General features: G+C 47.4%; 13 protein-coding genes and 1 tRNA gene. 10 read left to right on the forward strand and 4 right to left on the reverse strand.

Annotated features, from left to right (window positions below; genetic code table 11):
• Positions 1–261 precede the first annotated feature (261 nt).
• From kdpF to kdpE, 7 genes are all read left to right on the forward strand, one after another.
• Complete coding sequence (gene kdpF / locus ACFQ1T_RS02165) at positions 262–345, forward strand: K(+)-transporting ATPase subunit F (protein ID WP_379073774.1); 84 nt, start codon at positions 262–264, stop codon at positions 343–345.
• A 1-nt stretch (position 346) separates the two neighbouring features.
• Positions 347–2122 (forward strand): potassium-transporting ATPase subunit KdpA, encoded by a 1776-nt coding sequence (gene kdpA, locus ACFQ1T_RS02170; protein WP_379073640.1) that lies wholly within the window; start codon positions 347–349, stop codon positions 2120–2122.
• 68 nt (positions 2123–2190) lie between these two features.
• Positions 2191–4227: a potassium-transporting ATPase subunit KdpB gene (gene kdpB, locus ACFQ1T_RS02175; RefSeq protein WP_379073642.1), complete on the forward strand. Its 2037-nt coding sequence runs from the start codon at positions 2191–2193 to the stop codon at positions 4225–4227.
• 20 nt (positions 4228–4247) lie between these two features.
• Complete coding sequence (gene kdpC, locus ACFQ1T_RS02180) at positions 4248–4823, forward strand: potassium-transporting ATPase subunit KdpC (protein WP_379073644.1); 576 nt, start codon at positions 4248–4250, stop codon at positions 4821–4823.
• 6 nt (positions 4824–4829) lie between these two features.
• Positions 4830–5114, forward strand: a complete 285-nt coding sequence (locus ACFQ1T_RS02185) for a hypothetical protein (protein WP_379073646.1) — start codon at positions 4830–4832, stop codon at positions 5112–5114.
• Between the two features lie 31 nt (positions 5115–5145).
• Positions 5146–7875 (forward strand): DUF4118 domain-containing protein, encoded by a 2730-nt coding sequence (locus tag ACFQ1T_RS02190; protein WP_379073648.1) that lies wholly within the window; start codon positions 5146–5148, stop codon positions 7873–7875.
• A 2-nt stretch (positions 7876–7877) separates the two neighbouring features.
• Positions 7878–8588, forward strand: coding sequence for a two-component system response regulator KdpE (kdpE, locus tag ACFQ1T_RS02195; RefSeq protein WP_379073650.1), 711 nt, complete (start codon positions 7878–7880; stop codon positions 8586–8588).
• Here the strand turns inward: kdpE and dapA are convergent.
• From dapA to ACFQ1T_RS02215, 4 genes are all read right to left on the reverse strand, one after another.
• Positions 8585–9550 carry a 4-hydroxy-tetrahydrodipicolinate synthase gene (gene dapA / locus ACFQ1T_RS02200; protein ID WP_379073652.1) on the reverse strand — a complete coding sequence of 322 codons (966 nt, stop codon included), beginning with the start codon at positions 9548–9550 and terminating at the stop codon, positions 8585–8587. The genes kdpE and dapA overlap by 4 nt on opposite strands.
• Before the next feature lie 3 nt (positions 9551–9553).
• On the reverse strand, positions 9554–9907 hold the full coding sequence (locus ACFQ1T_RS02205) for a hypothetical protein (RefSeq protein ID WP_379073654.1): 354 nt from the start codon (positions 9905–9907) through the stop codon (positions 9554–9556).
• A 312-nt stretch (positions 9908–10219) separates the two neighbouring features.
• Positions 10220–10296: transfer RNA gene (locus ACFQ1T_RS02210), tRNA-Arg, on the reverse strand.
• 90 nt (positions 10297–10386) lie between these two features.
• Positions 10387–11421, reverse strand: a complete 1035-nt coding sequence (locus ACFQ1T_RS02215; RefSeq protein ID WP_379073656.1) for a sulfite exporter TauE/SafE family protein — start codon at positions 11419–11421, stop codon at positions 10387–10389.
• A gap of 230 nt (positions 11422–11651) precedes the next feature.
• Between ACFQ1T_RS02215 and ACFQ1T_RS02220 the strand changes: the two genes are divergently transcribed.
• The 3 genes from ACFQ1T_RS02220 (at position 11652) to ACFQ1T_RS02230 (ending at position 15048) form a co-directional block, all read left to right on the forward strand.
• Positions 11652–12791 carry a sugar phosphate nucleotidyltransferase gene (locus ACFQ1T_RS02220; protein ID WP_379073658.1) on the forward strand — a complete coding sequence of 380 codons (1140 nt, stop codon included), beginning with the start codon at positions 11652–11654 and terminating at the stop codon, positions 12789–12791.
• Positions 12792–12909: 118 nt separating this feature from the next.
• Positions 12910–14394 carry a choice-of-anchor I family protein gene (locus ACFQ1T_RS02225; protein ID WP_379073660.1) on the forward strand — a complete coding sequence of 495 codons (1485 nt, stop codon included), beginning with the start codon at positions 12910–12912 and terminating at the stop codon, positions 14392–14394.
• A 150-nt stretch (positions 14395–14544) separates the two neighbouring features.
• Positions 14545–15048, forward strand: a complete 504-nt coding sequence (locus ACFQ1T_RS02230) for a c-type cytochrome (RefSeq protein WP_194749441.1) — start codon at positions 14545–14547, stop codon at positions 15046–15048.
• Positions 15049–15268 lie beyond the last annotated feature (220 nt).

A 15268-nucleotide genomic window follows, 5' to 3' on the forward strand; every position in this document is an offset into this window, starting at 1 on the left:
TAACTGTGAAAGGCTGTTCAATCAATCGGCTGAACAGAGTCTACAAATTAGTGGCTATTCAGTCTGATGGCTACTACCTTACTTGCCATTTCCTTCTAAGAGAGTTTCTAAAACTCCGATTCTCCCGCACTTGCTGGTGTATTTATACATTTTTTATACGCCAGCATTTTTTCATTACAACTTCTTTATTTTCGAAGGCGTAACCTGACTCTGGTGTCAAAAGTTGTTTTTGACGTTTTAGAAATTAAAGAGGTACTGAGCATGATTTACATCATTAGCGGAGTCACAGCAGCGTTCCTGTTTGTATATCTCATTTACGCCCTTATCAATCCGGAGCGCTTTTAACATGTTCACGAATGGATTTATACAAGTTGGTTTGTATATGCTCGTGTTGCTGTTGCTGACCAAGCCAGCAGGACAGCTGATATACAAGGTCATGGAAACACGATCTTTGCAGGATCACAAATGGCTAGGCGCACCAGAACGCCTGATTTACCGCTTATCCGGCATAGACCACAAAATCGAAATGAACTGGAAAGCTTATGCATTGGCTTTGTTAGCGTTTAATGCAATCGGTGTCCTGTTTGTTTTCTTGTTGCAAATATTGCAGGCATGGCTGCCACTCAACCCGGAAAAACTTGCCAACGTGACTTGGGATTCTGCCTTCAACACGGCAGTGAGTTTTGTCACCAACACTAACTGGCAAGGTTACAGCGGTGAAACTACCATGAGCTATTTCACGCAGATGATAGGCTTGTCTGTTCAGAACTTTGTTTCTGCAGCAACAGGTATTGCAGTTGTGATTGCATTGATTCGCGGCTTTGCCAGAAGCAACACTGACCGCATCGGTAACTTTTGGGTAGATTTGACTCGCTCCACCTTGTATTTGTTAATGCCTGCTTCATTAGTGCTGGCGACAATCTTCATGCAACAAGGGGTGATCCAGAACTTCAACCCTTATGTCGATGCACGAACCGTTGAAACAACCCAATATGAAGTGGCCGTTGCAGGTAGCGAGATGACCGAGCAGGCAACAACTCAGACACAACATATTGCCATGGGTCCTGTTGCCTCGCAGGAAGCAATCAAAATGCTGGGCACCAACGGCGGTGGTTTCTTTAACGCCAACTCTGCACACCCGTTTGAAAACCCTACCCCGCTGACTAACTTTATTCAGATGCTGGTCATCTTTCTGATCCCGGCTGGATTGTGCTATGCCTTTGGCATGATGGTGGGTGATCGCAGGCAAGGCTGGGCTGTATTCGGTGCAATGGCCATCATGTTCGTGGTCATGGCTGGCGTGACGATTCGTTCTGAATTGATCGGCAACCCTCTGTTGACCAGTGTCGGTGCGGATACTACCTCTACCTTGCAACAGCCTGGTGGCAATATGGAAGGAAAAGAAACACGTTTCGGTATCGTGACATCAGCCTTATTTGCCACGATCACCACCGCTGCATCCTGTGGCGCAGTGAACGCCATGCATGATTCCTTTACACCTATTGGCGGCATGATGCCGATGTGGTTGATGCAATTGGGCGAAGTAGTGTTTGGTGGTGTCGGTTCCGGTTTGTACACCATGCTGATTTATGCCGTGATCGCCGTGTTTGTAGCCGGGCTGATGATAGGTCGCACACCTGAATACCAAGGTAAGAAAATCGAAGTGTTCGAAATGAAAATGTCAGCACTGATTATTCTGGTAACGCCATTGTTGGTACTGATCGGAGTGGCAATTTCGGTGGTGGTTGAACCAGGTCTTGCTGGTATTGCTAACCCAGGGGCGCATGGCTTGAGTGAAATTCTTTATGCCTACTCATCTGCAGCCAATAACAATGGCAGCGCCTTTGCCGGGTTATCTGCCAACACCCCGTTTTATAACTTCATGCTTGCATTTGCCATGTGGTTTGGCCGGTTTGGCATCATTGTGCCAGTGCTTGCGATTGCCGGTTCATTGGCTACCAAGAAACGCATTAAACCGGGCTTAGGTACTTTGCCTACGCATGGACCGCTGTTTATCGGCCTGTTGATCGGTGCAGTGATTCTGGTAGGGGCATTGACCTATATCCCAGCGCTAGCACTAGGTCCAGGCATTGAGCATTTGATGTTGTTTTCACAACACTAATGCGACGTTAAGAAAGTAAGAGAGTGAGTAAATTGATGGCTACAAATACTGTTAGCAACTTACCGAAGATGGATCAACTGAAAACGGCATTCGTTCAGTCCATCCTGCGCCTGTCACCACAGGTGCAATGGCGCAATCCGGTGATGTTTGTGGTGTACCTGGGCAGCATCCTGACCACAGCTTTGTTCTTTGCCGGATTGTTCTCCGAAGTGAATACACAGTCTGGCTTCGTTGGTTTGATCAGTCTATGGCTGTGGTTCACCGTGATTTTTGCCAACTTTTCCGAGGCAATTGCTGAAGGCAAGAGCAAAGCCCAGGCAGCCAGCTTGCGTAGTTCCAAGAAGAACGTGCCTGCCAAAAAACTGGCCAGCGCTAGCAAGTCGGCCAAGGTCAGTCTAGTGGATAGTCTGTCACTGCGCAAAGACGATATTGTGTTGGTTGAAGCAGGTGATACGATTCCAGCCGATGGTGAAGTGCTTGAAGGGATTGCTTCAGTGAATGAAGCCGCGATTACCGGTGAATCTGCACCAGTGATCCGTGAGTCCGGTGGTGACTTTAGTGCTGTCACTGGTGGTACACAGGTACTGTCTGACTGGATTGTAGTACGCGTTACCGTCAATCCGGGCGAAGCATTTTTAGACCGTATGATTGCCATGGTAGAAGGTGCTACGCGTCAGAAAACACCCAATGAAATTGCATTGACCATTTTACTGGTGTCGTTGACGATTGTTTTCTTGCTGGCCACAGTAACCTTGTTGCCTATGTCGATCTTCAGCGTCAATGCAATGGGTGCAGGTGAACCTGTTTCTATCGTCGTGTTAGTAGCTTTGTTGGTCTGTCTGATCCCGACCACGATTGCCGGACTGCTGTCTGCGATTGGCGTTGCCGGTATGAGCCGCATGTTGCAAGCCAATGTGATTGCTGTGTCTGGTAAGGCGGTGGAAGCTGCAGGTGACGTGGATGTGTTGCTGCTGGATAAAACCGGAACCATCACGCTAGGTAACCGTCAGGCTTCAGCCTTTTTCCCAATTAGTGGAATTACCGAAGAAGCTTTGGCGGATGTCGCTCAGCTGTCTTCGCTAGCTGACGAAACACCTGAAGGCCGCAGTATTGTCGTATTGGCTAAAAACAAATTCGCTATCCGCGAACGAGATATGCAATCCTTAGGTGCAGTGTTTGTGCCTTTCTCAGCACATACCAAAATGAGTGGAATCAATCTGGGTGAACGCCAAATCCGCAAAGGTGCAGCAAGTGCGATCAAACAGCATGTCGTTAGCCTGGGTGGTGCATATCCTGATGAATTGATTCGGATTGTGGACGATATTGCCAAGCGTGGTAGCACGCCACTGGTCGTCGCAGATGATGCAAAGGTGTTAGGTGCAGTCGAGCTGAAAGATATCGTCAAAGGTGGTATCAAAGAGCGCTTTGCCGAATTGCGCAATATGGGCATCAAAACCGTGATGATCACCGGCGACAACCGTTTAACGGCTGCATCTATTGCTGCAGAGGCAGGGGTAGATGATTTTCTGGCTGAAGCAACCCCCGAAGCGAAATTACAGTTGATTCGTGACCATCAGGCTGAAGGCAAACTGGTTGCCATGACCGGCGACGGTACCAACGATGCACCAGCATTGGCGCAGGCCGATGTCGCTGTAGCAATGAATACAGGTACACAGGCAGCAAAAGAAGCCGGTAATATGGTTGACTTGGACTCAAACCCGACCAAACTGATTGAGATCGTTGAGATCGGTAAGCAAATGCTGATGACGCGTGGCTCGCTGACCACTTTCAGTATCGCTAATGATATTGCCAAGTATTTTGCAATTATTCCAGCTGCTTTTGCCAGCACTTATCCAGCATTAGCTGCACTCAACGTGATGCATCTTGGCTCCCCCAACTCTGCCATCTTATCTGCAGTGATTTTCAATGCCCTGATTATTGTCGTTTTGATTCCTCTGGCCCTTAATGGCGTGGCCTATCGTGCCATAGGCGCGGCAGCATTATTACGAAGAAACATGCTGATTTATGGGCTAGGCGGCATTATCGTCCCGTTTATCGGCATTAAAGCCATCGATGTCTTGCTAGTTGCAATTGGCATTGTCTAGTGAGTTGAAAGGTGAATTTCATGAAAAATATAGTACATGTCTCTCTAGTAATGTTTCTCAGCCTGACCTTGGTCACTGGTGTGGCTTATCCACTATTGGTCACAGGCATAGGTCAAACATTTTTTCCTGAACAGGTTGAAGGCTCGTTGATTAAAAAAGATGGCAAAGTGATTGGTTCAGCCCTGATCGGCCAGAACTTCAGCGACGAAAAGTATTTCTGGGGCAGACCTTCTGCTACTAGCCCATACCCAAATAATGCGGCAGCTTCATCCGGCTCTAATTTAGGCCCGTTAAACCCTGCCTTGACAAAAGCAGTGAGCGAGCGTGTAAAAATCCAACAGGCCGCTACACATAGCAATCATCCAGTACCTGTAGACCTGATTACAACCTCAGGCAGCGGCCTGGACCCGGAAATCAGCCCAGCAGCCGCTTTATATCAGGTAGCAAGAGTCGCGAAAGCTAGGCAGATGGATAACGAAACTGTGAAAACATTAGTCATGAAACATGTGGTGGGTCGTCAATGGGGAATCTTTGGTGAACAGCGTGTCAATGTGCTCCAGCTTAACCTGGCACTGGATGAAATCAACCGTTCCTAGAGGTAGATGATGTTTCAGCTATTTCCAAAACAAGCTCAGAGAATTGTTGAGCGCAAGCCAACCATCTCGATAGAACTGTATGCTCAAAAAGAATGTGTAGATTTGGTTAAAAAAGTGATTTTTGCAACATGTGGTCAACAGATCCATGTATTTACTGTAGAGAATGGTGCATTGAACGGTAAAACGCAGATGATTTTTGATGTGCCTACTGCGCTGGCAGACAACGTGACCGTCAGGATTATTTTGTCTTTGCCGGGAAATAGCGTGCATGGCTTGCATCCTTTACACTGATAGCATCACCTTCCCATACAAGCTGTGATAAATGAATAAAACTGTGGTACGCCCTAATCCAGATCAATTGCTTAAGCAGCTTGATCTTGAAAACCGGAAAAGCCTTAGAGGCAAATTAAAAGTATTCTTTGGTAGTTCGGCTGGCGTCGGTAAAACTTGCGCCATGCTGAATGCAGCGCATGCCTTGCAACGGGAACATGTACATGTACTCGTTGGTGTCATCGAAACACATGGCCGCTCAGAGACTGCTTTAAGAGTGGAAGGTCTGCGATGTTTGCCACTGAAGGAAATTCCCTATCGGAATAAAACACTTAAAGAGTTTGATATTGATGAAGCGTTGCGCATTCACCCAACCGTGATTCTGGTAGATGAATTAGCTCACTCGAATGTAGAAGGCTCAAGACACAAGAAACGCTGGCAAGATGTTGAAGAGTTATTGTCTTCTGGCATTGATGTGTATACCACTGTCAATGTGCAGCATATCGAAAGCCTGAATGATATCGTAGCTCAAATCACCGGTGTAAAGGTACAAGAGACCATTCCGGATAGCGTGTTTGATTTAGCCGATGAAGTGGTACTCATCGATTTGCCTCCAGAAGAATTATTACAGCGTTTGGACGAAGGCCGGATTTATATCCCGGAGCAAGCGCAAAAAGCACTTAAAAACTTCTTCCGTAAAGGCAATCTGATTGCTTTACGTGAGCTGGCATTAAGGCGTACAGCAGACCGCGTTGATGCACAGATGCAGGAGTATCGCCAGGATCAATCGATACAGGATATCTGGCAGGCTAATGAGCGTATTTTAGTTGGTATTGGTCCCAACAAAGAATCTGAGAGCCTGATCCGCACTGCAGCTCGACTGGCACAAAGCCTGAAGGCTGACTGGCTGGTGGCTTATATCGAAACGCCTGCATTGCAAAATATCAGCATAGCAGCGCGCAAGGAAATTACCGAATTGCTCAGATTGGCACAATCACTAGGCGCCACAACTGCCAATCTTAGCGGCGACTCAGTGACCGACAAGTTATTGGAATATGCACTTAGCCATAATGTCTCACGCATTGTTATAGGGAAGCCAACCCGATCAATTTTGTCACGCTTTTTCCAACCTAGTGTCAGTGATGCACTGGCAAAAGCAGCTACAGATATTGATGTGCATATCGTGATGAAGGGCAGGGAAAGATCATCCAAACATAAAAGATCAAAACTGAGTGCATTAAGCATGAGTGCGCACTTTAACAACCAGAAGCGGCAAGGTTATGTCTGGGCGGTCGTCATCAGCGCCATTACTTCACTAGTAGCCAGCGTCTTGCTGCTTTATTTTGAATTGGCAAATATCATCATGCTGTATCTGCTTGGCGTGATGCTGATTTCTATTCGTTATGGAAGAGGCCCAGGTATTGCTGCTTCATTCTTGAGCGTGTCTATTTTTGATTTCTTCTTTGTGCCGCCTCGTTTTTCTTTTACTGTTTCGGATACCCAATACTTGCTCACGTTTGCCATTATGCTTTCAGTGGCTTTAGTAATCAGCAATCTGACCTCCAGTTTGCGCAAGCAGGCAATGATTGCCAACTACAGAGAAAAGCGCAGTTTGGCATTGTATGAAGTGGGTAAAGAATTAGCCTCAGCCATGACTACCAGCCATATTGTTGAAGTCAGCATTCATCACGTTGCCAGAATGTTTAATTCCAAAGTAGCCATTCTGACGCCAGATTCAAATGAACAATTGCAAATTGCACAGGTTACGGAGTCTAACGATATCTCTTTGCTGGAAACAAAATTACCTGAGGTAGATCTGGGCATTGCGCAATGGACATATGACAGGCAACAGCAAGCCGGATTAGGTACAGACACTCTACCCTCAAGCAAAATTTTATATATCCCGCTCAAAGCCCCCATGCGTACCCGCGGTGTGCTGGCGATTTCACCAGACAGTAATCAAGAAATCTATCTGCCAGAACATCGACAGTTGCTAGATACTTTTGCTTCGCAAATTGGGCTGGCGCTGGAGCGTAAACACTATGTAGAAATTGCTCGTGATGCTGTTATTTCGATGGAAACTGAACGTTTAAGAAACTCTCTGCTGAGCGCAATTTCGCATGATTTAAGAACTCCCTTAACCAGCATCATTGCCACAACAGGGCAACTAAAAGAGTCTATTGATGTAACAACCAATGAGTATAAGCTGATCGCTGGTTTGCATGACCAAGGGATCCGGATGCAAAATCTGGTTTTGAATCTCTTGGATATGGCCAGATTGCAATCCGGTACTGTGAAATTAAACAGTGATTGGCATGTGCTAGAAGAAATAGTCGGTTCTGCTATTAATGGCTTGCAAACGACACTGCAAGGTCATCGGGTGACAGTAAAACCAATGGAGCATATTCCATTGCTGTTTGTTGATGCCATTCTGATTGAACGTGTATTAAGTAACTTATTAGATAACGCCTGTAAATACAGCGAGCTTGGCACAGAGGTCATCATTGCGGCACAGCAAAATAAACAACATATCCATGTGTCATTTACTGATGAAGGTCAAGGATTGCCAGATGGGATGGAGGCTAGCATCTTTCAGAAGTTTACCCGTGGCCGTAGCGAATCATCCATTCCTGGTATAGGGTTAGGTCTGTCAATTTGCAAGGCAATTATTGATGCCCATGGTGGCAAAATCTGGGCGGAAAAAAATCCGAAAAAAGGAACGACCTTTATTTTCACCTTACCTGTGAAAACACCGCCACTGGTTAGTGAAATGGAGATTTAAAGATGTCTGATACAAAGGGTAATATCGTCGTTGTTGAAGACGAAGATCAAATTCGTCGCCTCATTACCATTATTTTAGAAGCAGAGAGCTTTGCGGTTTACTCTGCAGAAAATGGCAAGCGTGGCTTGGTGGAGATTGGCACGCGAAAGCCTGAGGTGGCTATTATTGACTTGGGATTGCCCGATATGAATGGTGTTGAACTGATTCAAGAAGTACGGACCTGGAGTTCTATCCCAATTATTGTGCTGTCTGCCCGCTCTAACGAACACGATAAAGTCAACGCGCTAGATGCTGGCGCAGATGATTACATTACTAAGCCATTTGGTTCTGAAGAGTTATTGGCCAGAATACGTGCCCATTTGAGAAGGCACAATACAGTTCAGCAGAATAATAGCCAGTCCAATATCAAGTTTGGCCGTATCACGGTGGATTTTATCAAGCGCCATGTGTATCGGGATGGACAGCCCGTATCGCTGACGCCGATTGAGTACCGTTTATTAACCGTCTTGTTACGTTCAGCAGGCTGTGTGTTGACCCAGCGTTACTTATTGAAAGAAGTTTGGGGGCCATCTAATGTTGAACATACGCACTATTTGCGTATTTATATGGGCCATTTGCGTAACAAACTGGAAGAAGATCCAGCCCAGCCCAAGCATTTTATAACCGAAATTGCGGTTGGCTACAGGCTGGTACTGGATGCTGACACAGCTTAAGCGGCTTGAATAAGGACTGTCTCTGACAGGCTAAATGCTTGAATCAGTTCTTTTTTGAGCGCAGGTGTCACATCAGTCATTGGTAGTCTTAGCTCCGGATATATCAATCCTTGATGCCCCAGTAACGTTTTCACAGGTGCCGGGTTAGGCTCTTTAAACAATAAATGAATCAGTGTTTCCAAGTGGGCAAATTGTTGGCTGGCCTCACGACATTTCTGCTGTTTAGCAAGCTCGTACAGACGAAGGAAGCTTTCTGTATGGATATGTGCAGAAGCCGAGATAGCACCTGCAGCACCATGCAGCAATCCATCCAGAATAAGGCTATCGTCTCCACACATCACGCGCAGATTGGTTTCTTTAATAGTGCGGTACAAAGTTTCCGAGTTGCCGCTGGATTCCTTGATACCAATAAAGGTGGGATTGTTTGCGAGACGCTGCACTGTCTCCAGGTGAATCGGAACGCCAGCGCGTGCGGGAATGTTATACAACACAATGCTGGAAGAAATGGCGTCAGCTAATGCGCTGAAGTGAGCGAACAAGCCTTCTTGGGATGGTCTGATAAAGGATGGTGGAGCGATCAGAAAGCCAAAAGGGTTTAATGAGTCTAGTAATTGCGCCTGATGTACTAATGCACGCGTATCTGTGCCAAGCAGACCGATTAGAATTGGCATTTTTTTGTGCGTGACTTGCTGTACCGTTCGGATGATCTGTAATTGTTCATCTAGTCGCAAACTACCCATTTCGCCTGTGGTGCTACAGACCACCAGACCATGCACGCCATAATTTACCATGCGTTGCGTAAGCGTTTTTAATGCATCCAGATCAAGCTCGCCATGTTTGAATGGCGTTACCAAGGGTACCCAGATCCCTTCCAGTGGTGTTTTATCGTTTATGACCACTGAGTGTACGTCTTTAACCTTCTCATATCCATGCGATACCAAACAAGCAGAGTCTCCATCCATGATTCAAACCTCCTTCGTGAAATGGCCAAACTCGGCAGATTCAAAGAATTGCATGACCACTGACATGATTTTCTGCTCACAGCCGGACACTGCTTTGATAGATATTTTGACACGTTTGGAACGGTCAACTGTTTTCACGCTGTAAGAAGGCACTAGGTTTTTGAACTGTGTGGCTAAGATGAATCGGAATTGAGACATTAAATGCACATCAATGGTGACCGTCATTCGAATATAGTCCAGATGATTGGCTATGTGTCTAGGTGTTCGTAGGATGCGTCTGGAATGAATATATGGGATATTTAAAAGCGCTTTGGTAAGCGAATGCTGCAATGGTGCATCAGGAATTAAATAAAACATACCTCACTCTTTCATGTTGTTACGAGGTATTCAGTCTATTAAAACAGGTATTAAAAACCTGTAAATTGAAAAAAGCCAAAAATAAAAATTGTATAAATGTCTGTAGTGGCTATAAACCCAGGCAACCCTATTCTCACAAGCATAAAGTGTCTCCAGCAGAGCCGCCTAGAGATAGCCTTGATAATCCGCCTTCATACAGAGACAGGCTTGATCAGTAAGAGTTGGGAGGGTAGCTATAAGCTATAAGAAGAGCACCAAGTCGAAACAAAAAATCCAAGTTAGAAATCACTATCTTGGCTTTTATTTTTTTGATGGTGCGCCCGGCGGGAGTCGAACCCACGACCCTTGGCTTCGGAAACCAATACTCTATCCAGCTGAGCTACGGGCGCAATCCTGCCATTATAGCAAATTAAGTGCGGCTGGCTTCGCTTGTCGCCGCTCAATTTTTAGGTGTGTTTGATTCAAAGCGTTTCTCGCTGTTACTTAAACTTGATCTTTTTGATCAAGTTAGTTTCGCCTTTGTAGTAATAGGCTTCGTATGAGATTTTCTTCAGAGAATAGACTTTTTCGATGACAATTTTGTCAGCGCCTATATTCTGTTCGTTTACATGGGCTTGTCTTGGCGCGTCCAGCGCTGTGAATGGAATAATCCTTTCAAATTCAAAGCCTTCGCCGTATTTGAACTCGATGGTGTAGATTAAATCATCCCAGTTTAGCGTGGCGTCATAGCCCTTGGAGACGCGGACGATGTGTACGTTGGGGTCGTGTGCTTCTTGAATGCGGATGATGGCACTGTTGAGCAAGACGACGCCTGACAAGACCATGGCACCGTAGCCAATTTTGCTAAAGAGGCTGATGGAGATTTTAGGTAGCACGTATTTCATCAGGTAGGTGGCTGCGACGGCAGCAATGGCGACCAGTATGCCGATGGTGAGTGCTTTTAGCGTAAATAATCCGAAATAGGCATATAGGCCCAGTTTGACGATGTGCAGAAAAATCTCATTGGCTGCGCGGGTGGCGATGATTTCTTCTTTGCTGAGCCCGTATCTGAGGTAAACACCATTGAACAAGACGCCGACTGCGCCGGTGAGGGCGGAGATAAAGCCTGCGAGAAAACCGATGAATTTAAGAAAGTGGTTGGATAGCGCGGGTTTGTCTGCACTGGGGGCGGTGGTTTTTTTGAAGAGGTAGGGCAGGTTGCAGACCAGAAAAATGGCCATGCACAGCTCGATGTACATCGGGGCCAGGTAGCTGAGTAGCCAGGCGCCGACGATCACCCCCAGTAAGGCGAGGGGTAGAAAGTGCCTGACGATGCGCCAGTTAATGTGCTGGAAGAACAAATAAAGCTTGGTCAGTGAACTCACTGAGGTGCCTACCGATAGCGCCGCTGGCACCTGAGACGCCGGGAGCACGTGGCCCAGAATGGGGATCAGTAGCAGGCCTGCGCCGCCGCCGCAAACCATACTGATTGCAAACGCGATGAAGGCAATGAGGAAAACATTTAAATAAATCATGTGGGGGCAGGGCAGGCGTTATGTTTGTGGTTGCATTTGAAACGCTTAAATCATAGCCCAAATGCCTGGGCTTTTAGTAAGTATCACTAAAAAAGCGGCAGTCGTTTGGCGGGCAGGGGGTAGCGCTCACCTTGCCTTGACTCGGGGAGCGTACTAAAGGTTGCAATAATCGTGTCATAGAGCGTGACTATGCTTGGCTGATAAATCTAAACATATGAGGATATAGCACGATGAAAGCCATGATTTTAGCTGCGGGGAAGGGCACTCGCGTTCGGCCACTGACTTATGATTTACCCAAGCCGATGATTCCGGTGCTGGGCAAGCCGGTGATGGCTTATCTGGTGGAGCACCTGGCATTGCATGGGGTGGCGGATATTATGGTCAATGTCAGTTATCTGCACAAAAAGATTCAGGATTACTTTGAGGATGGTCATCGATTTGGCGTGAATATTGGCTACTCGTTTGAGGGCGATATTGTGGATGGTCAGGTAGTGCCGCATGCAGTGGGCTCAGCCGGTGGCATGCGCAAGATTCAGGACTTTAGCGGCTTTTTTGATGAAACCACGATTGTGTTGTGCGGGGATGCGATTATTGATCTGGACATTACGCGTGCGGTGAAAGAGCACAAGGAAAAAGGCGCACTGGCGAGCCTGGTGACCATGCAGGTGCCAATGGACAAGGTGTCTGGCTATGGTGTGGTGGTGACCAACAATGAAGGGCGCATTATTTCGTTTCAGGAGAAGCCTAGCCAGCTGGAGGCGCGCTCTAACTGGGCGAGTACCGGCATTTATATTTTTGAGCCGGAGGTGCTGGACTTGATCCCCTCTGGCAGCGAGTTTGATATTGGCTCGGACTTGTTTCCTTTATTGGTGCAAAAAGGCTTGCCGTTTTATGCGATCCAGCATCCGTTTAACTGGATTGATATTGGCGTGGTGACCGATTACTGGCTGGTGATGCAGCAAATGATGCAAGGCTTCTTCCCGTCGATGCCGATTCCGGGCAAGCAGGTCAAGCCGGGGGTGTGGGTGGGCCTCAACGTGCATATTGACTGGGAGCACACGCAGATTGAAGGGCCGGTATACATTGGTGCTGGTAGCCGGATTGATAAAAATACCCGTATTGTTGGCCCGACCTGGATTAATTCTGGGTGCCATATCCAGCGCGACAGCACCGTCATCCGCTCCATTTTGTTTGATTACACCCGTATTGCGCAGGGCTATGAAATTGTTGAGCGCATCGTCTGTGGCGAGTATTGCGTAGACCGTAATGGCCGCATGGTGCATATGGATGATGACAGTTGCGACATTATCTGGACTGATGCACGGGAAAAAGTGGTGTATCCGCAAAACTACGCTTATGCGAGGTTGTAATTTCAGCGCGGTTTGATTTTACATGACTAGTCCGTTTTCATTTAATTGACATTTAACTGTCAAGGATTTGTCATGCATGATGCCTATGCTTTTCTCACTTTTTGAGGAGAGTATACACATGAAAAAAATGACTTTAATGATTGGCTTGCTAGTGGGCAGCATGGGCGTGGCTGAGGCTGCAACCAGTTATCAGATTAGCAAAGAGTGGACCTTTAGCCATAGTGGGAGTGGTTATTTGTCTGAAATTCCGGCATTTGATGCCATGACCAATACTTTATGGGTCGCCGGCGTCAAAGGCGTAGATGTTTTGAATGCGGCTACTGGCAGCCTGGTGCAGCATATTGACACCAGTAGCTTCGGTAACATCAATAGCGTCAGCATCAGCAATGGCATGGCGGCATTTGCCATCGAAAACAGTGCACGTACTCAACCGGGGATCGTGCAGTTATATAACACCACAACCAGAAGTCTTGCGTCTGGGACTAATACATTTACGGTCGGTGCATTGCCAGATATGCTGACTTTTACGCCGGATGGCAGCAAGATTTTGGTTGCCAATGAAGGGACGCCAGATGTGTATGGCACACGTAAAGGCAGCACGGTGCCACGCGTATTCAATCCGGCAGCCAATGATCCAGTCGGTAGCGTGACTATTATTGATGTAACCAATCGTAGCGTGGCGGCCACTGCCACGTTGTCTGGAGTGCCTACTTCAGGTAGCCATATTCGCAATAATACTGGCATGGATTATGAGCCTGAGTATATTGCCGTCAGTGCAGATGGCAGCAAGGCTTACGTGACCCTTCAAGAGGCGAATGCCATCGGCATTTTGGACATGAACACCAATTCATTTACCCAGGTGGTTGGCTTGGGTGCCAAAGACTTCAGCCTGCCGGGCAACAGCATAGACCCGCTTAACAATGGTAGCGTTAATTTTATTAGTGCCAACGTAAAAGGGTTGTACATGCCTGACGGGATCGCGACTTACAACGTCGCTGGCAAGGACTACTTGGTGACTGCGAACGAAGGTGATTTCCGGGAGGATGACGGTGATCGTTCTAATGCCAGTTCATTAGGCGCGACTGGGGATTTGGCCAATATCCGCGTATCAAACACCGATTCATCTGCAGGCGATCTGTACGCCGCGGGTGCGCGTTCTTTCAGCATCCGTAATGCCGATGGTAGTCTGGTTTACGACAGTGGCGATATCCTTGATAAAGAAGCTTTTGCACGTGGGATTTATGATGACGCCCGTAGCCGCGACAAAGGGGTTGAGCCAGAAGGTGTGGACTTGTTTACCCTCGGTGGCCGTACCATCGCTGCTATCGGTTTGGAGCGAACCCTGAAAGGGGCCGTAGCGCTGTTTGATATCACTGATCCTACCAAAGTCAGCTTTATTGATATGATTGTCTCAGACGGCGACAAAGCGCCAGAAGGCTTGGTTGCGTTTGAAAAAGCCGGACAGATTTTCCTGGCGTTCTCGAATGAAAGCTCCAACACCACTTCCTTGTTCAAGGTCAGTGCTGTCCCTGAACCCGGCTCCGCAGCGATGCTGGGGATGGGCTTGCTCTCATTGGCGATGTTGCGTCGTCGACAAAAGTAGTACGGTTTTATCTGTGCGAATGTCAGCCGGGTCTGGGAATCAGCCCGGCTGTTTGTTTTGCATGGCAGTAAATACCGGTGCGCGTTTCCTGTCTGGCGGTTCTGCGCTATAATCACGTGGAAAATTTTTCTAACGCAACGGGATGCAGATATGTCGGGTTACAATCAGAGTTCAAGCATTAAAGAGTTAATTATTGCCATTCCAGGCGCCATTATTGCTTTCACATTGCTGGTTTCGCTGCTGGCATATCTTTTTGGCGTGTTTGGTGCCGAAAAAGCAGCCCCAAGCAAAGAAGCGGCTGAAGCAGCAGAGCAAAAAGTGCTGGCCAATATTGCCCCGGTTGCGACAGTGGCCGTGGCTGAAGCAGGTGGCGCGCACGTTGAAAAGAGCGGTGAAGAGATTGTTAAAGGCGTGTGTATCGCTTGCCACGGTGTGGGTGCCTTGGGTGCGCCAAAAATCGGTAATGCCGGTGACTGGGGTCCACGTATTGCACAAGGCTATGAAACCTTGGTAAAACATGCCATCGAAGGGATTCGTAGCATGCCAGCGCGCGGCGGTAACGCAGAGTTGACTGACCACGAAGTCGCGGATGCTGTGGCCTATATGGCGAATCAGGCAGGGGCCAAATTTGATCCTGCCAGCTTGAAAAAATAAACAGCAATATTGCGATAAGCCGCTTGAATCTCAAGCGGCTTTTTTATTGGTCAGGGCGCTTCTACACCTTCAAATCGCTAAGCCAGGCAAGGCGCGCATGAAAAAATTTGATGCTGCATATAGTTGATATGGCAGGAGAAATTTCTTGATGAGCAACGCCGTATCGCGACGGAAGTTGAGTGTGTAGCAGTGCCCGTAAATCGATTTCAGATAGGTGCAT

Source organism: Methylophilus glucosoxydans, from assembly GCF_042676145.1.
GTDB classification, from domain to species: domain Bacteria; phylum Pseudomonadota; class Gammaproteobacteria; order Burkholderiales; family Methylophilaceae; genus Methylophilus; species Methylophilus glucosoxydans.